The organism is Mesorhizobium sp. M0518 (assembly GCF_040321125.1).
Lineage (GTDB): Bacteria > Pseudomonadota > Alphaproteobacteria > Rhizobiales > Rhizobiaceae > Mesorhizobium.
Genome location: NZ_JAMYQY010000007.1, coordinates 42,070 through 62,330, shown reverse-complemented (window position 1 = coordinate 62,330; position 20,261 = coordinate 42,070). Strand labels below are relative to the sequence as shown.

Annotated in this window: 17 protein-coding genes; 6 read left to right on the top strand and 11 right to left on the bottom strand. The window is 64.3% G+C overall.

The annotated features are described in order from the left end of the window. The first annotated feature begins 127 nt into the window (after positions 1-127). The 6 genes from NKI66_RS12115 to NKI66_RS12090 all read left to right on the top strand — a co-directional run bounded on the left by NKI66_RS12115 (position 128) and on the right by NKI66_RS12090 (position 8,436). A complete protein-coding gene (locus NKI66_RS12115; RefSeq protein ID WP_352751717.1) occupies positions 128-787 on the top strand; it encodes a TetR/AcrR family transcriptional regulator in 660 nt (219 codons plus the stop codon). Between the two features lie 212 nt (positions 788-999). Further along, positions 1,000-3,411, top strand: coding sequence for a GcvT family protein (locus tag NKI66_RS12110; RefSeq protein ID WP_352751715.1), 2,412 nt, complete (start codon positions 1,000-1,002; stop codon positions 3,409-3,411). An 82-nt stretch (positions 3,412-3,493) separates the two neighbouring features. Continuing rightward, a complete protein-coding gene (locus NKI66_RS12105) occupies positions 3,494-4,747 on the top strand; it encodes a sarcosine oxidase subunit beta (protein WP_352751713.1) in 1,254 nt (417 codons plus the stop codon). A gap of 8 nt (positions 4,748-4,755) precedes the next feature. Next, the gene (locus NKI66_RS12100) at positions 4,756-5,022 is read left to right on the top strand and encodes a sarcosine oxidase subunit delta (protein WP_352751712.1); all 267 of its coding nucleotides are present in this window, start codon (positions 4,756-4,758) and stop codon (positions 5,020-5,022) included. Next, positions 5,019-7,904 carry a sarcosine oxidase subunit alpha family protein gene (locus tag NKI66_RS12095; protein ID WP_352751710.1) on the top strand — a complete coding sequence of 962 codons (2,886 nt, stop codon included), beginning with the start codon at positions 5,019-5,021 and terminating at the stop codon, positions 7,902-7,904. Before NKI66_RS12100 ends, NKI66_RS12095 begins: the two co-directional genes overlap by 4 nt. Beyond that, the gene (locus tag NKI66_RS12090) at positions 7,897-8,436 is read left to right on the top strand and encodes a hypothetical protein (protein WP_352751708.1); all 540 of its coding nucleotides are present in this window, start codon (positions 7,897-7,899) and stop codon (positions 8,434-8,436) included. The genes NKI66_RS12095 and NKI66_RS12090 overlap by 8 nt, the downstream gene beginning before the upstream one ends. A gap of 15 nt (positions 8,437-8,451) precedes the next feature. Here the strand turns inward: NKI66_RS12090 and NKI66_RS12085 are convergent, their stop codons facing one another. The 11 genes from NKI66_RS12085 to ssuD form a co-directional block, all read right to left on the bottom strand. Further along, positions 8,452-8,937 carry a hypothetical protein gene (locus NKI66_RS12085; RefSeq protein ID WP_352719527.1) on the bottom strand — a complete coding sequence of 162 codons (486 nt, stop codon included), beginning with the start codon at positions 8,935-8,937 and terminating at the stop codon, positions 8,452-8,454. A 116-nt stretch (positions 8,938-9,053) separates the two neighbouring features. Beyond that, the gene (gene msuE / locus NKI66_RS12080) at positions 9,054-9,614 is read right to left on the bottom strand and encodes an FMN reductase (protein WP_352611572.1); all 561 of its coding nucleotides are present in this window, start codon (positions 9,612-9,614) and stop codon (positions 9,054-9,056) included. 72 nt (positions 9,615-9,686) lie between these two features. Then, complete coding sequence (locus NKI66_RS12075; protein ID WP_352719525.1) at positions 9,687-10,934, bottom strand: SfnB family sulfur acquisition oxidoreductase; 1,248 nt, start codon at positions 10,932-10,934, stop codon at positions 9,687-9,689. Between the two features lie 24 nt (positions 10,935-10,958). Then, positions 10,959-11,765, bottom strand: a complete 807-nt coding sequence (locus NKI66_RS12070; RefSeq protein WP_352611573.1) for an ABC transporter ATP-binding protein — start codon at positions 11,763-11,765, stop codon at positions 10,959-10,961. Positions 11,766-11,846: 81 nt separating this feature from the next. Further along, complete coding sequence (locus NKI66_RS12065) at positions 11,847-13,184, bottom strand: ABC transporter substrate-binding protein (RefSeq protein WP_352629842.1); 1,338 nt, start codon at positions 13,182-13,184, stop codon at positions 11,847-11,849. Positions 13,185-13,250: 66 nt separating this feature from the next. Then, positions 13,251-14,291, bottom strand: coding sequence for a branched-chain amino acid ABC transporter permease (locus tag NKI66_RS12060; protein WP_352439782.1), 1,041 nt, complete (start codon positions 14,289-14,291; stop codon positions 13,251-13,253). Positions 14,292-14,294: 3 nt separating this feature from the next. After that, entirely contained in the window at positions 14,295-15,194 is a 900-nt protein-coding gene (locus NKI66_RS12055; RefSeq protein ID WP_352751706.1) for a branched-chain amino acid ABC transporter permease, read from the bottom strand. Next, a complete protein-coding gene (locus NKI66_RS12050; protein WP_023811539.1) occupies positions 15,191-16,126 on the bottom strand; it encodes an ABC transporter ATP-binding protein in 936 nt (311 codons plus the stop codon). Before NKI66_RS12050 ends, NKI66_RS12055 begins: the two co-directional genes overlap by 4 nt. A 114-nt stretch (positions 16,127-16,240) precedes the next feature. Beyond that, positions 16,241-17,344, bottom strand: coding sequence for a dimethylsulfone monooxygenase SfnG (gene sfnG / locus NKI66_RS12045; RefSeq protein WP_352439785.1), 1,104 nt, complete (start codon positions 17,342-17,344; stop codon positions 16,241-16,243). 165 nt (positions 17,345-17,509) lie between these two features. Next, positions 17,510-18,970 (bottom strand): FAD/NAD(P)-binding protein, encoded by a 1,461-nt coding sequence (locus NKI66_RS12040; protein ID WP_023811537.1) that lies wholly within the window; start codon positions 18,968-18,970, stop codon positions 17,510-17,512. Continuing rightward, positions 18,967-20,139, bottom strand: a complete 1,173-nt coding sequence (gene ssuD, locus NKI66_RS12035; RefSeq protein ID WP_023811536.1) for an FMNH2-dependent alkanesulfonate monooxygenase — start codon at positions 20,137-20,139, stop codon at positions 18,967-18,969. The genes NKI66_RS12040 and ssuD overlap by 4 nt, the downstream gene beginning before the upstream one ends. Positions 20,140-20,261 lie beyond the last annotated feature (122 nt).

Genomic DNA, 20,261 nt, shown 5'->3' with positions numbered 1-20,261 from the left:
CAATGCCCCATCGAGCCTCGATGCAGCCAACAGCCACGATGCATCATTCGGCTTGGGGCCGATTTGGTCTGTACACAAATGTCCATAGCCTTGATTTGCCTGAGGCAGCGTGTCATGCGTCGTGTCGATGGCAGCTCTCGAAACGACGATTCAGCGCGCCGGCGCCACCGGCAATATCAAGGCCACTCGCGAAGACTGGCTGAAGCTTGCGCTTGAAACGTTGATCTCTGACGGTGTCGAACGCGTCCGCGTGCTGACGCTTGGACAGAAGCTCGATGTGTCGCGTTCCAGCTTCTACTGGTATTTCAAGAGCCGACAGGATCTGCTCGATCAATTGCTGGATTACTGGCGGCAGACCAACACCAGGTTCATCGTCGAACGGGCCAGGCGGCCTTCCGCGACCGTGATCCGCGGGGTGATGAGCATTTTCGAATGCTGGGTGGACGAAAAACTGTTCGATCCGCAGCTGGATTTCGCGATCAGGGCCTGGGCCCGCCGCTCGCCCGCCATCAGGCGCGCGCTCGACGAGGCCGACGAGGAGCGCGTCAACGCCATCCGCGACATGTTCATGCGCCACGGCTATGAGGAAGAAGACGCGTTCGTGCGAGCCCGTGTGCTGTATTTCATGCAGATCGGCTATTACTCGCTTGAGCTCAACGAGCCGATGAGCAGCCGCCTGCCTCACGTCGCCGGTTATCTGCGCAGCTTCACCGGCCAGGAGCCTCCGGAGGAGGATGTCGAAGACTTCTCGCGCTATGTCGAGAAAACGCTTTCGCGCAACCGATAGTACGGCCCGCTCGGCCCCCGCAGCTGGCGACTTCGCGGGCGCATCGGCCCAAATAGCAAGCACGTTTGCTGCCGACAGCAGCGGAGACGCCCCTCTGCCGCATCGGCGCAAAGCGGCGTCATGGACCGTTCATTCCGTCCTCCGCCAAGCTCTAGACACATATGTACAATACCGATAGGGTACGCCACACTGACTGGGTGGAGTGCGACAGGATGAAATCCCAATACAGGGCGATCGTCATCGGCGGCGGCGTGGTTGGAGCCTCGGTGCTCTATCACCTGGCGAAGTTCGGCTGGAGCGACGTCGCGCTTATCGAACGCGAGGTACTGACAGCGGGATCGAGCTGGCATGCGGCCGGCGGGTTCCATGCGCTGAACGCCGATCCCAACATCGCCGCCCTGCAGGCCTATACGATCGACCTGCTCTCCGAGGTCGAGAAGGAATCGGGCCAGAGCATCGGCATGCACATGACCGGCGGCATCTCGGTCGCCTCGGCGCCCGAGCGCTGGAAATGGCTCAAGGCCTCCTACCGCATCTTCCAGACCATGGGCATCGACGATGTCCACCTGGTCGGTGTCGATGAGATCAAGCAGCGCTGCCCGATCCTCAACACCGACGGCATGCTGGGAGGCCTCTATGCCGCGCGCGAGGGCCATATCGATCCCTCAGGCGTCGTGCACGCCTATGCCAAGGCAGCCAGGCTGCGCGGCGCCGACATCATCGAGCACAACCGGGTGCTGGAACTGAACCGCCGCGCCGATGGCGGCTGGGACGTGGTCACCGAGAAGGGCATGGTGATTGCCGAGCACGTCGTCAATGCCGGCGGACTGTGGGCCAAGCAGGTCGGCAGGATGGCCGGCATCGACCTGCCGGTATCGCCGATGGAACACCATTATCTCGTCACCGAGGCATTGCCCGAAATCCAGGCGCTGGACATGGAATTGCCGCTGATCGTCGATCTCGAAGGCTTCACCTACATGCGCCAGGAGCAGAAAGGCCTTCTGCTTGGTATCTATGAGGTCAACCACAAGCACTGGAACATGGACGGGGCGCCCTGGGACTACGGCATCGAACTGATCCAGGAAGATACCGACCGCATCGCCGACGAGCTGGCGCTCGGCTTCAGCCGTTACCCCTGCCTAGAGACAGCCGGCATCAAGCGCTGGGTAAACGGCGCCTTCACCTTCTCACCGGACGGCAATCCGCTGGTCGGCCCGGTGCGCGGCGTGCCCAATTACTGGGTGGCGTGCGGCGTCATGGCCGGTTTCCTGCAAGGCGGCGGCGTCGGCAAGTCGCTGGCCGAATGGATGATCCATGGCGAGCCGGAAGCCGACGTCTACGGCATGGACATCGCCCGCTATGGCGACTTCGCCTCCAACCGCGAATACATCAGGCAGACCACCGGGCAGTTCTATTCGCGCCGCTTCGTCATGAGCTATCCCAACGAGCAGCTGCCGGCGGGACGGCCCTTGAAGACAGCCGGCGCGCATGACGCGATGGATGCCGCCGGCGCGCGCTGGGGCAATTCATGGGGCATGGAAGTGCCGCTCTATTTCGCGCCGCAAGGTTTCGTCGAGACACCGACGCTGAAGCGCTCCAACGCCTTCGACATTGTCGCACAGGAATGCCGCAAAGTGCGCGAAGGTGTCGGCCTGCTCGATATATCAGCTTTCTCGCGCTACGAGATCACCGGTCCGCGGGCCGAGGCTTGGCTGGACCGGCTGCTTGCCTGTGCGCTGCCCAAGCCGGGACGCGCCAAGCTCGCGCCGATGCTGGGCGAAAACGGCAAACTCAAGGGCGACCTCACCGTCTTCAACTGGGGAGATGGCTCCTGGTGGATCATGGGATCCTACTATCTGCGCCAGTGGCATATGCGCTGGTTCGAGCAGCATATGAGCGAAGGCGTCACCGTCCGCGACATTTCGGACGCCATTGTTGGTTTCTCGCTCGCCGGACCCAATGCGCGAATGCTGCTCGAGCGGCTGACACACCAGGATGTCTCGCACGAGGCTTTCGGCTTCCTCGCCTGCAAGACATTGGATGTCGGCCTGGTGCGGGCCAAGGTCGGTCGGCTGTCGGTCATCGGCGAGCTCGGCTACGAGATCCATTGCCAGGCCAATGAGCACGCGGGCCTGCGCCGTGCGCTGCTTGCCGCAGGCAGCGATCTGGGCGTCACCGAATACGGCTTCGGCGCGGTCAATTCGCTGCGCCTCGAAAAGAGCTTTGGCATCTGGTCGCGCGAGTTCACGCAGGACTATACGCCTGATGAGACCGGGATGGACCGCTGGATCGCCTTCGACAAGGGCGATTTCATCGGGCGGGAGGCGGCCCTGAAAGAGCAGAAGGCTTCATCGAGGCGCACGCTGGTGACGCTCGAAATCGACGCGGCGGATGCCGATGCCAGTGGCTACGAGCCGGTCTGGAACAGAGGCAGGCTTGCCGGCTTCGTCACCTCCGGCGGCTATGGCCATACGGTCGGCAAGAGCCTCGCCATGGCGCTGGTCGAGCGCGAGGCGGCCGAGATCGATACGCAGTTGACAACCCACATCGTCGGCGTCGAAAGAGGTGCGCGCGTCATCGCTTCGTCGCCATACGATCCACTGGGCAAGGCGATGCGGGCATGACCGATCGAACCGGCGGCATCCGTGCAAAAGACCATGCAATGATCCACGTTCCCTTCAGAAAATCAGATCTGTCCGGCACGCCATGACCAGACGCTATTCCGCATTGTCGCTGTTCAAGGAGGGCCTGGCCGGCCAGACCGGCTGGAAGCCGGCCTGGCGCTCGCCCGAGCCGAAGCCAGCCTACGACGCGATCGTCATCGGCGGCGGCGGCCATGGGCTGGCGACGGCCTATTACCTGGCAAAGAACCACAACATCACCAGGGTCGCTGTGCTGGAAAAGGGCTGGATCGGCGGCGGCAACACCGGCCGCAACACCACCGTGGTGCGCTCCAACTACTATTACCCGGAAAGCGTTGAGCTCTACGGGCTGGCGCACCGCCTTTACGAAGGGCTGGGCAAGGACCTGAACTACAATGTCATGCTGTCGCAGCGCGGCATGGTCAATCTGTGCCACTCGACCGTGGAGATGGAGATCGGGGCGCGCACCGTCAACGCTATGCAGATCAACGGCATCGATGCCGAATTGTTTTCTCCCGAGGATGTGCGCCGGGTGGCGCCGATCTACAATTTTTCGCCGGACGCGCGCTTCCCGGTGTTCGGCGGCATCTGGCAAGGCAGGGCCGGCACGGCGCGCCATGACGCCGTCGCCTGGGGCTACGCGCGGGCGGCGAGCCGGCTCGGCGTCGATATCATCCAGAACTGCGAGATCACTGATTTCATCATCGAAGGCGGCCGCTGTCGCGGCGTCCAGACTTCGCGTGGCGCGATCCGTGCCGAGCGCATCGGCATGGCGGTAGCCGGGCATTCTTCGGTGCTGGCGGCAAAGGCCGGCTTCCGGCTGCCGATCAATTCCTATGCGCTGCAAGCCTGCGTGTCCGAGCCGGTCAAGCCGATCCTCGACACGGTGGTGCTGTCGCCCGGCTGCGGCGTCTATGTCAGCCAGTCGGACAAGGGCGAGATCGTCATCGGCGGCGGCCTTGACCGCATCCCTTCCTATGCGCAGCGCGGCAATCTGCCGACGCTGGAGGGGGTGATTGCCGGCCTTTTGGAAATGTTTCCGATCTTCGGCCAGCTCAAGCTGATGCGGCAATGGGCCGGGATCGTCGATGTCGTGCCGGACTCCTCGCCGATCATCGGCGAATCGCCGCTGCCCGGCCTGTTTCTCAATTGCGGCTGGGGCACGGGCGGCTTCAAGGCCATTCCCGCCGGCGCAACGCTGCTTGCGAACCTGCTGGCGACCGGCAAGCACAACGACATCAGCCGCCCCTTCGACCTCGATCGCTTCGCCAGCGGGCGGCTGATCGACGAAGCGGCCGGCTCCGGCATCGCGCATTAGAGGCAATCATGCAGTTGTTCCCTTGCCCATTTTGCGGCCCGCGTGACGAGACCGAATTCCACTATGGCGGCGATGCCGGCAACATCAGGCCTGACGGTGCCGACGTGCCGATCGATCGCTGGGCTGAGTACCTCTATCTGCGCGGCAATCCGAAAGGCACGGCGCGCGAGATCTGGGTTCACATGATTTGCGGCGAGTTCTTCGTCATGGAGCGGGACACCATCACCCACAAGGTGCTGTCTTCGGCCGCTCTCGACGGGGAGCATGCCGCGTGACCGCCTCGCGTCTTGCCACCGGCGGCAGCGCTATCGACCGCTCGCGCCCGATCCGCTTCAGCTTCGACGGCGCCACCGTGCATGGCTTTGCCGGCGACACCATCGCCTCGGCGCTGCTGGCCGGCGACGTCGCGGTCGTCGGCCGCAGCTTCAAATATCACCGGCCGCGCGGCATCTGGGGTGCCGGCGTCGAGGAGCCGAACGCGCTGGTCGATCTCGGCGGCAGCGTGCCAGCGAAGCCCAACACGCGCGCCACGACCGAGCCGGCGCGCGACGGGCTGGTGGCGAAAAGCGTCAACGCCACGCCCAGCGCGCTGGCCGACCGCAACGCCTTTCTCGACCGTTTCGCACGCTTCATACCGGCGGCGTTCTACTACAAGACTTTCATGTGGCCGGACTGGCACAGGTTCGAGCCGCGCATCCGCGCCATGGCGGGATTGGGCACAGTCGACGCCGACTGGATCTCGCCGGGCACGGCGGACCAGATCAACCATCATTGCGATGTGCTGGTTGTAGGCGCGGGACCGGCAGGGCTGGCGGCGGCAAGGCTGGCGTCTGGTGCTGGCCTGACCGTCACACTGGTCGACGACCAGCATAGCCCCGGCGGATCGCTCGGCCATCGTGCCGCGGAGATCGACGGCAAGCCGGCGGCCGTATGGGTCAAGGAGACGATTGCCGAGCTTGCCGCTGGCGGTCACCTCATCCTGCCTTCGACCACCGCCTTCGGCATTTACGACCACAATCTGGTCGGGCTGAACCAGCGTCATCTCGACGGCCGGCCGGATACGCTGTGGCGGGTCAGGCCGCGCCAGATCGTGCTGGCGGCCGGCGCCATCGAGCGGCCGCTGCCCTTCGCCAACAACGACCTGCCGGGCATCCTATCGGCGGATGCGGCGCTCGCCTATCTCCGGCGCCACGCTGTGCTGGTCGGCCGCCGCATCGTCGTCGCCACCAACAATGACAGCGCCTATGAGGTGGCGGGGGCGCTTGCCGAGGCCGGCGCCGAAGTCAGGCTTGTCGACATCCGGCGCGACGGCACGCCTGCCGCGCCGGCCAATGTCCGGCTGGCCAAAGGGCGTTCTCTCATATCCGCCAGCGGCAGGCTGCGCGTCGACGGCGTAACGCTCGACGACGGCACGAGGTTCGATGCCGATTGCGTCCTGATCTCGGGCGGCTGGACGCCGACCATCCATCTCTTCGGCCAAGCCAAGGGCAAGCTCGCCTGGAGCGAGGCGCGCGCGGCCTTTCTGCCGGGCGATCCGGTCGATAACATCGCGGTGGCAGGTGCGGCTGCCGGCGCGGTTTCCTTGTCGGAGGTGTTTGCTGGCGCCAGCACCGCCGTTGCATCGCTCGGCCAGACGAAGGCTCCCCTACCGCGGAGCACCGGACCGGAGGCGACGGGAGGCATTCTGGCGGCATGGCCGATGCCGGGCTCGAAGGGACGCATCTGGATCGACTATCAAAACGACGTGACGGTGAAGGACGTCGAGTTGGCAGCGCGCGAAAACTTCGTCTCGGTCGAACATCTGAAGCGCTACACCACGCTCGGCATGGCGACCGACCAGGGCAAGACCTCCAACCTGCCGGGCCTGGCGCTGATGGCAGGCATCACCGGCCGCACCGTGCCGGAGGTTGGCACCACTACATATCGGCCGCCGTTCACGCCGGTGCCGCTGGCAAGCTTTGCCGGCGCGCGCGTCGGCGAATTGATGGTGCCGGTGCGGCGGTTGCCACTGGAGAACGTCCACCGCGCTGCCGGCGCTGTCTTCCAGGAATATGGCGGCTGGCTGCGCCCGGCTCACTATGGCGGCGCGGCAGATGCGGAGCGTTCGATCGCGGACGAGGCGCGGCGCGCCCGTCAATCCGTGGCGCTGTTCGATGGTTCGACGCTCGGCAAGATCGAGGTGATCGGGCCGCAGGCGGCCGCATTCGTGGATTTCCTGTACTACAACACCATGTCGACGCTGAAGCCCGGCCGCTGCCGCTACGGCTTCATGCTGTCGGAGAACGGCGTGGTCTTCGACGACGGCGTTCTGGTGCGGCTGGACGAGCATCGCTTCGTCGTCTCGTGCTCGTCCTCGCATGTCGCTGCCGTTCACGCCCGGCTGGAGGAATGGCGTCAGGACCGTTTTGGGCGCGACGCCGTCTACATCCACAACGCCACATCAGACATGGCGACGCTGACCGTCTCGGGGCCAAACTCCCGAAAACTGCTCGAAACGCTTGGCCTCGGCCTCTCGCTCGACGATGCCGACCTGCCGCATATGGCGATCGCTCATGGCACCTATGCCGGCGACGATGTCCGCATTGCCCGCGTCAGCTTCACTGGCGACAGGAGCTACGAAATCTCCATCCGGGCCGATCGCGCCGAGCCGTTATGGGCGCAACTGCGCCAGGCCGGCCAGGCCTTCGATGCCGTTGTCATCGGCCTCGAAGCGCTGATGATTCTGCGCGCCGAGAAAGGCTTTATCGTCATCGGCAAGGACACTGACGGCACCACGCTGCCGCATGATCTCGGCGTTGAAGGCCCTCGCGTCAAACGCCAGAGCGAGTTCGTCGGCCGCCGCTCGCTGTTCACCGAAGAGGCCTCGCGTGACAACCGCTTGCAGCTTGTCGGGCTGGCGGTGCCGCAAGGCGAAGCGCCGCTGCCGACCGGCGCGCATGGCATCAAACGGATCGACGGCGGATTGCGCAGCCAGGGCTTTGTCACCTCGAGCTACCAGAGCCCGACGCTCGGCCGCCCGGTTGCGCTTGGCCTGATCGAGCGTGGCGCGGCCCGGCACGGCGAGGCGATCGACATCCAGCATCTCGGCAAGATCAGCAAGGCGATGATTACCGCACCTTGCACCTTCGACCCGGCAGGAGACCGGCTGCATGCGTGATCTCGCGGAAAAATGGTCCGTTGCACCGGACTGGCAGGGCGCGGTCATCGCCACGCCGGGCCTTGCGATACGAGCAGCCCTCGGCCTCAACCAGTTGCTGGTCAGCGGCAACCTCGACGCGTGGGCACGGGCTTCCGGTGTCGACGGAACTGGCGTAGGCGCTTTTGGCCCCGCACAAGGCGACCGCTATGCGGCGCGGCTGGCGCGCGACCGGTTGCTCGTCGTGTCGAACAGCCCCTTCGTCATCGCCACGGGCTGGCATGCAGACGGCTTCGCGGCGACGGCGATCAGCGCCGGGTTGCAAATATTCGAGGCCGAGGGCACGGCACTCGACGCTTTCATCGCGCGTGGAACGACGCTCGATCCCAGCCAGCCAAGTGCCAGTGCAGCGCTTTCCTTCGCCGGCATCAGCGCCGTCGTCTATCGCCATGACGGCAAGCTGCGCATCCATGTCGATCGCGGTCTTGCCGCCTATCTCTGGACATGGATGGAAATTGCCGTCGGCAACATCGCCGCCGGATCAGCCGCTTAGCCGGCGGCAGTGCGATCAGAGCGTGAACGACCAGAACAGGCAGGCCAGCGTCGCGGCGGCAAAGACGACGAAGAACAGGCTGCGCAACAGCACGTTGCGACGCAGCTCGTTCATGACGAAGTGACAACCGACGATCGCCGCCGCAAACAGGAACCGCCAGTTCAGCAATGCCCACACGGCGCTGCCCTGCCCGAACGCCCATCTGGCGACAAGACAGCCGACGATGGTCGCAACCAGTGCAATCACGGTCCAGAAGAGGGCGTCGGCGGCATGGGTCAGGACGACGCCGGCCGCCCTGATCGGCAGGATCATCATCAGCATTGCGCTGAAGAAATAGACAGCGGCAATCGGGATGAACACGCCGGCGTCGGCGATGCCGTCAAGACGCCTGACGCCGATGGCACCATAGGGATAGCCGTGCCTGGCGACAGCCAGGCTCAACGCCATGAGCAAGGCGGTCAGCACGGCGACCAATGCGAAGGATGTGAGGGCTTTGCTCATGACGTTCCTGTCCTAGACGAATCAGACAGGAACGTTTTTAGCGGGCAGTCGTAAATTGCGTAAGCGAGATCAATCATTACGCGAATTTCGATTGCGGCGTAATCCGCCGACGGCGTCTATTCGGCGGCGATCCTGCCTGCCGAGCGGTTGGCCAGCACGAAGCCGACCTCGTCGACCGCCTGCGCGGCACGCTTAAGGATCGCCTCGGAGTGTAGCACGCCGTCGGTGAAATCCTTGTCGGTGGCGTAGACGGCGGTGGGCAGCGCAAAGGCCTCGAAGAAGCCGAACAGCGGCCGCAGCTGATGTTCGACAATCAAGGCGTGGCGCTCGCCACCGCCGGTCGCCGTCAACACGATGGGCTTCCCCCGCAGCGCTGCCGGATCGATCAGGTCGAAGAAGTGCTTGAACAGGCCGGTATAGCTGCCCTTGTAGGTCGGCGAGCCGACGACGAGCACGTCGGCGGCGAGGATTTCCTCCAGGATCACGCGCGCCTGGCCGTCGAGATCGCGGGCCCATTTCGCCGTTCCCAGCGACGGACCGAGGTCCTCGATATCATAGGTGCTCGCCGACAGGCTGTGGCTGGCGGCGATGTCCCTGGTGACCAGATCGACGAAGGCGCGCGTCTTTGACGGCCGGGTGATGTTGCCGGAAAAGCCGACGACTGTTGGATTTGACATGGCAGTGAACCTCTTGGGGTATAGTGGCCGAAAAATTTTGCTGTGGCGAGCCTCTCGCCCGCCGGTGAGAAATCAGCTCCAGGCGTGCAGCGGCGGGTTTTCGCCGTTGAGGAAATATTTGCCGAGGATCGAATATTTCCAGCGCACCGGATCGTGCAGCGTGTGCGTGCGCGCGTTGCGCCAATGCCGGTCGAGATTGTGTTCGGCCAGCGTCGAGCGGGTTCCCGCAAGTTCGAACAGCCTGTTGGTGGCGGCAATGGCGATCTCGGTCGACAGGATTTTTGCCTCGGCGGTGACGATCTGGGCGTGCGCCACCGTCTCGGCGGTCGGCTCGATCACCGCCCGGTCGATTGCCAGGCCGGCCTTTTCCAGCAGCGCCTGCGCCGCGTGCAGGCGCAGCGTCAGGTCGCCGATGGCCTGGATGGTGTAGGGATCGTCCCAGGCATTGTCGACGCCACTGTCGATCCAGGCTCGGCTCTTGGTCCTGACGAAATTGACCGTCTCGTCGATCGCTGCCTGGGCGATGCCGGTGTCGACCGCCACCTGGATGATCTGGAAGATGGCGCCGTCGGCGGTTGGCCTGTCAAAACCCTTGTAGCCTGGCACCAGATGCGTCTTCGGCACCTTGACGTTGTCGATGATGACGGTGCCGGACAGCGTCGTGCGCTGGCCGAAGCTCGACCAATCGTCGATGACGGTCAAGCCGGGCGCGCCGCGGTCGGCGATCGCATACCAGGCACGGCCTTGGTCATCGAGCGCGACGATCGGCACGAGATGAGCGAGCAGCGCGCCGGACGAATAGAATTTGCGGCCATTGACGACGACATGGTCGCCGGCATCGGTGAAGCGGGTTTCGAAATCGGCGGCGCGTTTGGAGCCGAACTCGGAAAAGGCGTTGCCGAACCGCGTGCCTTTCAACGCTTCGGCAAACAGCAGCTTCTGCTGGTCCGCGTCGGACACGGTGCGGATGGCGGCGACCACGCCGAGATGGTTCTGGGCAATCTGGCCGATCGAGGAATCGGCCGCCGAGATGATCTCGATCACCTTCGCCAGCGTCGCATAGGACAATTCCGGCCCGCCGAATGCCTTGGGCACGTTGATCGACCACAGGCCGCTTTGCGAAAAGGCATCGAGTTCGGCAACCGGCCAGATCCGCTCGCGGTCGCGCCTTGAGGAGTCCTTGACGAATTCGGCGGCGAGCGCGTGGGCGATAGCAATCGCCTCGGCGGCGTCCTTGATGATGTGCGCCGGCGCGGTCGGTCTTGCGACTGCCGGCACGGCGGCGGAAGCCTGGTCGGTCTTGACGGTCGAAACGGTCATTTCACTGCTCCTTGGGATTTCATTTCAGGCAACGGCATGGAGATGGGCTGGTTTGACGGCGGGCGAAGGCTGTTGCCCGGCGGTCGATTGACCGAGGTAGAAGGCCCTGATGTCCTCGCGCTGGCGAAGCTCGGCGGCCGCACCAGTGAGAACGGAGACGCCGTTTTCGAGCACAGTGGCGTGGTCGGCATAACGGAGCGCCACCGCCGAATTCTGCTCGGCGACCAGGATCGACAGGCCGGTCTCGCGGTTCAGCTTTCTGAGCGTCTGGAAGATGTCCTGGACGATGAGCGGCGCGAGACCCATCGACGGTTCGTCGAGGACCAGCAGGCGCGGCCGCGACATCAGCGCCCGGCCGATGGCGGTCATCTGCTGTTCGCCGCCAGAAGTCAGGCCGGACGATGTCCGGCGCTTTTCCCTGAGCCTCGGGAAATAGCCGTAGATCCGCTCGAGATCTTCGTTGATCTCGGCGCGGCGGCCACTGCGGCCAATGCCGCCGGCAACCAGATTTTCCTCGACGGTGAGGCTCTTGAAGCAATGCCGGCCTTCCAGCACCTGGACCAGGCCGGCGCGCACGAGATCGCCCGGCTTGCGGCGCGAGACATCCGAGCCTTCATAGCGGATGGTGCCTGCATTGACCTGGCCACGCTCGGCCGGCAGCAAATTGGAGACGGCCTTGAGCGTCGTGGTCTTGCCGGCGCCATTGGCGCCAAGCAATGCCAGGATCTGGCCGCGCCGAAGTTCGAAGCTGACGCCGTGCAGCGCCGTGATGGCGTGGTTGTAGGTGGCATGAACCGTATCCACGGCAAGAATGACGTCATCGTCCGGCATGGGGCTCTCATTTTGTGGTTCGATGAACCGAACAGGCCGGGCGCTGCGGAACCCTATCCGCTGCGCCCGGCTCTGCCCTGATCAGTTGGTGGTCACTGCGTTGGCATCATCCGCGGTGCGCAGCTTGATGCCCTTCTCGGCGGCGTAGGCCTCGGCGGACTTCTCGATGATTGGCCGCAGCAGCGCCCAGTCCGGCGCGATCCAGTCGGAGACGACGTTCCACTTCTTGCCGTCCCACTGCTGGAAGGTCACGTAGCCCTCGCCTTCGTGATTGTCCCAGCTGACATTGATCGAGTGGAACAGGTCCTTGGCGCCAAGCGCCTCGACTTTGGCCGGATCAAGCTTGAGGTGCTCGAAGCCCCAGCGGACCTCGTCGCCGGTCAGCGTGCGGTGGCCGAACTTCTCCTGCGCGACGCGGATCGCCTCGACATTGAGGATGCCGTTGACGATGCCGAGATTGTGGTAGACCGAGCCGATACGCGCCTTGTCTTCGAGGTTACCCTTGCCGGCGCCGTAGACCGTCTTCACGATCTCCTGAACCACCGGGTAGGAGTTGCCGGAAGCCTGGGTGGTGATGGCGGTGTAACCCTTGGCGGCGTCGCCGGCCGGGATGACATCCTCTTCCGAGTTCGACCAGACATTGCCGACGATGTGATCGACGGGAAAGCCGACCTTGACCGCCGTTTTCAACGCCACCGGGTTCATCACGCCCCACCCGCGCAGGACGACGAAGTCCGGCTTGGCGCGGCGGATCGTCAGCCACTGCGACTGCTGCTCGTTACCGGGATGCGGCACCTCGATCTGCTGCACGGTGAAGCCGTATTTCTGCGCCAGCAATTCATAGATCGGGATGGTTTCCTTGCCGTAAGGCGAGCCGTGATAGAGCACGACGATCTTCTTGCCCTTCAGTCTGTCGATGCCGCCTTCCTTGGAGGCGATGTAGTTCACGATGCCTGATGTCTCGCTGTAAGGATTGAGCAGCAGCGGGAAGACGTAGGGGAAAACGCGTCCATCTGTGGAATCGGTGCGGCCGTGGTTGACGGTGATCAGCGGCACCTTGTCGGCGGTGATGCGGTCGATCATGGCGTAGGCGATGCCGACCGAGAGCGGGTTCCAGGCGGCGGCACCGGCATGGCTCTTCTGCCGCTCGTAGCATTCGACGCCGCGCTCGACCTCGTACTGGGTCTCGCATTCGTCCCAGGTCAGCTTGACGCCGTTGACGCCGCCGTCGCGGATGTTGATGAGGTTGAGATAATCGATGAAGCCGCCGAAGAAGCCGGTGCCGCCGGCCGCATACGGCCCGACACGATAGCTCTGCAGCGGGAAATACTGTTCGTCGGCGTGCGCGGCGGGCAAGGCCACCGACACGATCATCGCCGCGGACAGCGCCGCCGCCTTGATTGTGTTCAGGAAATTCATGGTTGAGGTACTCCCGGTATGGGCCGTCTTGGGTTCGGCCTCTGGTTCATTTTCGGATGCGTCAGCTCAAGTCGACTGCCAGGCGGACAGGAGCCGTCTTCGGACCCTGTCCCACAGCGCCACCAGCCCGTCGGGTTCAAGGATCAGAAACAGGATGATGAGCGCGCCCAGCACGATGCGCTGGCTCATGTCGAGCACGCCCGAATCGAAAAGATCGCCAAGCAGGAAGCCGCCGAGGCGCGAAAGAGCGAGCGGGAAGACCACGATGAGGGCGGCGCCGAAAAATGCGCCGCGGATCGAAGCCAGGCCACCGATGATGATGATGAACAGTATCTGGAACGACCGGTCGAGGTCGAAGCCATCCGGCTCGACGGTCCGCAGATACGCGAAGGCCCAGATGACGCCGGCGACGCCGATGATGAAGGACGAGATGGCGAAGGCCAGCAGCTTGGTCTTCAGCACCGGGATGCCGATGATGCGGGCAGCGGTTTCATTGTCGCGGATGGCGATGAAGTTGCGCCCGGTCTGCGACGAGACCAGCCGATGGGCGAGGAAGGTCAGCACGGTGACGATGGTTAGCGCGAAGAGATAGCGGCCGATGGCGCCGTCGAGCGCGAAGCCTGAAATCGACAATCTCGGCGCGTCGATGACGCCGGAAGCCGAGTTGTTGGAGAACCAGCTGAACTTGGTCAGCGCCCATTGCACGAAGAACTGCGCGGCGAGCGTCGAAACCGCGAGGTAGAAGCCTTTGAGCCGCAGGCTAGGCAGGCCGAAGACGATGCCGATCGCGGCGGCGACGATGCCGGCCAGGAAAATGCTGCCGATCAGCGGCAGGCCTTCGACGCGCAGGTTGAAATTATAGGCGGCGAAGGCGCCCGCCGCCATGAAGGCAGCACTACCCAGCGAAACCTGGCCGGCATAGCCGGTCAGGATGTTCAAGCCCACGCCGGCGAGGCTGAGCGCCAGGAACGGCAGCAGGATGGCCTCGAACAGATAGCTCGAGCCGATCAGCGGCACGACGCCATAGGCGAAGGCGAGCAGCAACACGGGCACGACCCATTTCGGCAGCACCGGCGCGGACGAGAAATCGCTTGTTATGGCGGTCATGGCTCAGATCCTCTCGACGGGCTTCTGGCCGAACAGGCCGGAAGGACGGATCAGCAGGAAGACCAGCGCGACGACATAGGCGAACCAGCTCTCTATGCCGCCGCCGAAATAGTCGCCGATATAGACCTCGGCGAGCTTCTCGCTGGCGCCGATCAGCAACCCGCCGACGATGGCACCGAGGATGGAATCGAAGCCGCCGAGCACCAGCACCGGCAGCGCCTTGAGCACCACCAGCGACAGCGAGAACTGCACACCGAGGCGCGCACCCCAGAGCAGTCCCGCCACCAGTGCGACAAGACCGGCAGCAGCCCAGACGGTGGCCCAGATCAGCGGCAGCCTGAGACCGACCGCGAGGGCCGCGAACTGATCGTCGGCGACGGCGCGAAAGGAGAGGCCGATGCGGGTGTAGCGGAAAAACAGCGACAGCAAGAGGACCATGCCGGCGGCAACCACTGCGGCAAAAATGTCGAACTGGCTGATCAGCACGCCGCCGATTTCCAGCGGCACGTCCTCGATGCCGAGATCGAGGCCGTGGACCTGCGTGCCCCAGATCAGCTGGGCGGCGCCCTCGATGATGTAGGACAGGCCGAGCGTCGCCATGAACAGTGTGATCGGCGGCTTGTTGGTCAGCGGCCGCAGCACCGTGCGCTCGATGGCGACACCCATGGCGACCATGATGGCGAAAGTGATCACCAGCGCCAGCGCGAACGGGATGCCGCGCTCGATAAGGCTGACGAAGGTGAGTGCCGCGAACAACAGCATCGCGCCTTGCGCGAAATTGAGCACGCCCGAGGTCTTGTAGATCAGCACGAAGCCGATCGCGACCAGCGAGTACATGACGCCGGAGAGCAGGCCGCCGACGAGCACTTCGATGAAGAACTGGTAGTCGAAATCGGCGATCATATGCCTGCCCCGTCCTCATTGTCCGAGGCGACGCCGAGGTAGGCATCGATGACGCGCTGGTCGTTCCTGACCTCGTCTGGCGTGGCGTCGGCGATCTTGCGGCCGTAGTCGAGAACGGCAATGCGGTCGGACAGGCCCATGACGACGCCGACATCGTGCTCGATCAACACCACGGTGGTGGCGAAACGATCGCGCGCGGCACGGACGAAAGCCGCCATCTCGCTCTTTTCGCTCGCGGTCATGCCGGCCATCGGCTCGTCGAGCAAAAGCAGGCGCGGCTGGGCGACCAGTGCGCGGGCCAGTTCGACACGCTTCTGCAGTCCGTAAGGCAAGGTGCCGACAAGACGGTCGCGAATGGCGGTGAGGTCGAGAAATTCGAGGATCTGTTCCGCGCGGCTGCGTGTTTCGCGCTGCTCGCCGCGCGAGCGGCCGATGCCGAGCACCTGGCCGGCAAAGTTGGAGCGAACCTTGTAGGCGAGGCCGGAAGCGACATTGTCGAGGACGCTGAGACCCTTGAACAGTGCAAGGTTCTGGAAGGTTCTGGCGACACCGAGGTGAGCCAACTGCTGCGTCGGCACCTGGGCATAGAAGGTGCCGTCGAGCCGGACGTGGCCGCGATCCGGCCGATAGACGCCGCTGATGACGTTGATCAGCGAGCTTTTGCCGGCGCCGTTCGGGCCGATGATGGCGCGAATTTCGCCTGGGTGAACCGACAGGTCGATATCGGCCAGTGCCACGACGCCGCCGAACGACAGGCCGATGCCCTGGAGCGAAAGCAGCGGAGCGGCGACACCAGCAACGGAGCCGATCGGCTCGCCGTCGTCTTCGGACTGCTGCTGCAGACGCGGGCTTGACGGCAGGCCGCGCGCAAAGACTTCCGGCGCATAGACCGAAGCGTCCATCACTCCGAGCGTATAACTGGGCAACGGCATTCCAATCGTCCTTGATTAGGCGCGCAAAACCTCATTGCCGCTCGACGGATCGAGCGCGCCGGCAACCTTCATGCGTGTACTGGCCGGACCGTGGCGGGCCAGGCTGCGGGATGGCTACTCCGCCGCCAGCGACGCCGCCGCCTCGGCGTTTTCCAGTTCGCGGACCAGCGGGATGACATGCTTGCCGAAATACTCGACCTCTTCCTGGAAGTGCAGGAAGCCGAGCAGGATGAGATCGGCGCCGGCGCGCTTCAGGTCGACGATGCGTTGAGCGACCTGCCTGGGGGTGCCGATCAGGTTCGAGCGGAAGCCGTCATTGTACTGGACCAGATCGTCGAAGGAGGATTTCGCCCAATTGCCCTCGCCTTCCGGCGAAGCCTTGCCGGCATTTTTCACCTCATGGCCAAAGGCGTTGACCGCCTCGGGGTTGGCCTTGGCAATGATTTCGGCGAGCACCGCCCTGGCCTCATCCTCTGTCTCGCGGACGACCGCGAAGGCGTTGACGCCAACCTTGACGGAATGGTTATTGGCCTTCGCCTTGGTCCTGAGGTCGTCGACCTGCTTGGCGATCTCGGCCGGCGTGTTGCCATTGGTGAAGTACCAGTCCGAGACCCGCGATGCCATGTCGCGCGCGGCGCGCGACGAGCCGCCCTGGAAGATTTCGGGCAGCGGCTGCGGCGGTTTCGGCTTCAGCGAATATTCGTTGAAGCGGTAGAAATCGCCACGGAAGGTGAAGCTGTCCTCGGTCCATATTCCGCGCAGCGCACGAATGAATTCCTCCGAGCGGCGATAGCGCTCGTCATGGTCGAGCCAATGCTCGCCGATGGCATGGAACTCGCCACGGAACCAGCCGGAGACGAGGTTGATCGCGACGCGGCCATTGGTGAGATAGCTGATGGTGGCGATCTGCTTGGCCGCCAGCGCCGGGTTCCACGGTCCGGGCAGGATCGCCGCGATGACCTTGAGCGTTGTGGTCGCCGCCAGCAGATCATGGCTGAACGCCACCGATTCATGCTGCTCGTCGGCGCCGTAGCCGGCGGTGAAGCGGATCTGGCTGAGTGCGTAATCAAAGCCGGACTTCTCGGCGATCTGCGCCAGCTTGCGATTGTACTCGGCCGAATGGTTGGTGCGCTGCTCGATGTTGGAGATCACAAGGCCGCCCGAAACATTCGGCACCCAGTAAGCAAACTTGATCGAGTCGGTCTCTGCGTGTGCCATGAACTGTCTCCCATTCAGGCCATCTCGTTGATCGATCCGACCGCAGCCGGTTTCGTCGGTATTTATTATGTTTATAGAATCTATATACAAAGAAGGATTTTCCGTTTTTGAGCCCCTCTTGGGACGGAAATACCAATTTTGCTCGGCCAACCCGGTTTGCCGGTGTCAGCTCATGACCGGACCCTGCGCGGCATTGGCGCCGATGGCCTGCGCTGACGGCAGCGTTACCAGCAGCTTGGCAATTTCAACCGCGACCGCCTGGGCATGGCGAGCGACTTCCGGCAGACCCATGAGCTCGCCGAAAGTCCCTCGTGCCAGCGGGCCGGCGACCAGGAGTGTCGCGACCGCCTCACCGTCCCGGCCGATCGCGCGGCTGTCGAGACCTGTCTCGATGCCAAGCCCATATTGGTCCGTCCTGATCAAGCCGGTTTCCGCCAGCGAGCTCAGCGCCGGGTTCAGCTGCAGCGCCTGCCCATGAGCCGGACCGGTGGTGTTGATGACGGCAGCGAAGCGCGCCGCCTCGATCCGGGTCTGCCCGCGCCGTTGAAAGCTGACAGCCAGGCTGCCGTCCTCATCGTTCGACGCGACAAGCCTGGCGGCAATGGTGTCGACTGTACCGGCGGCATGGCGCCGGTCGAGCACGGCGGCGACCTGCGGGGCGATCCTGAAACGATGCACGTCCCAGAACACGCGCAGCTGGCGGACCAGCCTTGCCCGCTCCGGCGGGGCAAGTGCGGCCCACAGCACCGGCCCCTGCAGGCGCAACTGGTCGAAGACCGACTGCCAGTTGACATTGGCCGCTCTTGCCGCTGCCAGCGTCGCGCGAATGGTCCTGAGCAGGCCGAGCGCCGTCGTCGCCGGCGCGGATGCAAAATCGCCAAAAGGCTCGCCCCTGACATCGGGGTGTCCGCGCGAGCGTAAGCCGCGGCGCGACAGCGTGAGGATGCGGCCACGATGGCCACGACGGTCAAGTTCGGCGGCCATGTCGGCCGAGGTCAGCCCGGAGCCGACGATCAGCACCGAGGCGTCCGGCCCGATCCCGGCAAGCGCCGCGGCAGCGTATGGGTCGGCGATGAAACCCGGCGCTTCCGTCAGGTGGATCAACGCGGCTGGAATTGCAGGCTGGGGATGCGTTGCTGCTAGAACGACGATGTCGGAGGCGACCGGTCCGGCAGAGGTGTGCACGGTCCAGCCCGCGCCACTGGCATCGCGTGTCACGCGTGTGGCGGAACCTTCAACATGATGGACAAGGCCGGAATTGAGATGCGGCGCCAGATGCTCGGCAACATAGCGACCGAACACGCGCCGGCGCGGAAAAGCGTCGCCGTTCTTCCAGATGGCATCCGGGTCGTGTTCGAGTTCTCCGCTGCCAGTCAACCAGCGTGCAAAATGCTGCGGGTCGTCGGGAGCCATGCTCATCCTGACCGCGGGAACATTGACCCGATGAGACGGTTCCTCGCTGGAATAGGCAAGGCCACCGCCAAGAACCGGTCGTGGCTCGATCACGGAAATGGAAATGCGCTCCGGTCGAGGCATTTGCGCCAGGTGCCACGCCACCGCCGCACCGGAAAAGCCGCCACCAATAATGGCGACGCGCAACCGCGAGGACGCAGGAAGCAAGTTCACGAGGCGCTGGCGAGCGACTTCGGCCGGTGGTCGCCGGCGATGGTTTCGCCGAACGGACCGGTGTTTACGGACGAGCCGGCTGCCTTGACCGGATGGTCGGTCGGCAGTTTCGGCAGCACCAGCTCGCCGAAGCGATAGGCTTCTTCGAGATGTGGATAGCCGGAAAGGATGAAGGTATCGATGCCGAGGCGCCGGTACTCGTCGATGCGCTCGGCGATCGTGTCGGGATCGCCGACAAGTGCGGTACCTGCGCCGCCGCGCACCAGGCCGACGCCGGCCCAGAGGTTGGGGGCGATCTCGAGCTTGGCGCGATTGCCGCCATGCAATGCGCTCATCCGCGCCTGGCCGACCGAATCCATGCGGGCAAAGACCTTCTGCGCCGAGGCGATCGTCGCGTCGTCGAGCCGGCTGATCAGCCTGTCGGCAGCGGCCCAGGCCTCCTCGGTGGTTTCGCGGGCGATGACATGCAGCCTAATGCCGAAGGAGAGCTTGCGGCCAGCCTTCTGCGCCAGTTCACGCATGCCGTCCAGCTTGCGCTCTACATCGGCTGGCGGCTCTCCCCAGGTCAAATATTTGTCGATCTCCTGCGCCGCCACCACGGACCCAGCGTCGGACGAGCCGCCGAAATAGAGGGGGGGGTAGGGCGTCTGCACCGGCGGAAACAGCAGCCTTCCATCCTCGATGCGGAAATGCTTGCCCTGATGCTCGACCGTCTCGCCGCTCAGCACCCGCTTGTAAATCCGAAGGAATTCCTGCGTCACCTCGTAACGTTCGGCATGCGACAGGAAAATGCCGTCGCCCTTGTTCTCCAGCGGATCGCCGCCGGTGACGACGTTGATCAGCAGGCGGCCATTGGAGATGCGATCCAGCGTCGCAGTCATGCGCGCGGCCAGCGTCGGCGACTGCAAACCGGGCCGCACGGCGACAAGGAAACGCAAGCGTTCGGTCATCGGTACGAGGGCCGATGCGATCACCCAGGAATCCTCGCAAGAGCGGCCGGTCGGCAACAGCACGCCATAGTAGCCGAGCGTGTCGGCCGCCTTCGCCACTTGCGTCAGATACGGCAGATCGACCGATCTGCCGCCCTCGGCTGTGCCGAGATAGCGGCTGTCGCCATGCGTCGGCAGAAACCAGAGCACCTTGATGCGGTCTGGCACGATCCGGCTCATGGCCTTTCTCCCGCTGCCTGGCGACTGGATATGTCTGCTTTGGTCGAGGGCGAGCGTAAGAGAGTGGGCATGGCGTGGTCCTGTCCGGGTGGAAACCAGATCGCCAGTGCAGATTGCTTATT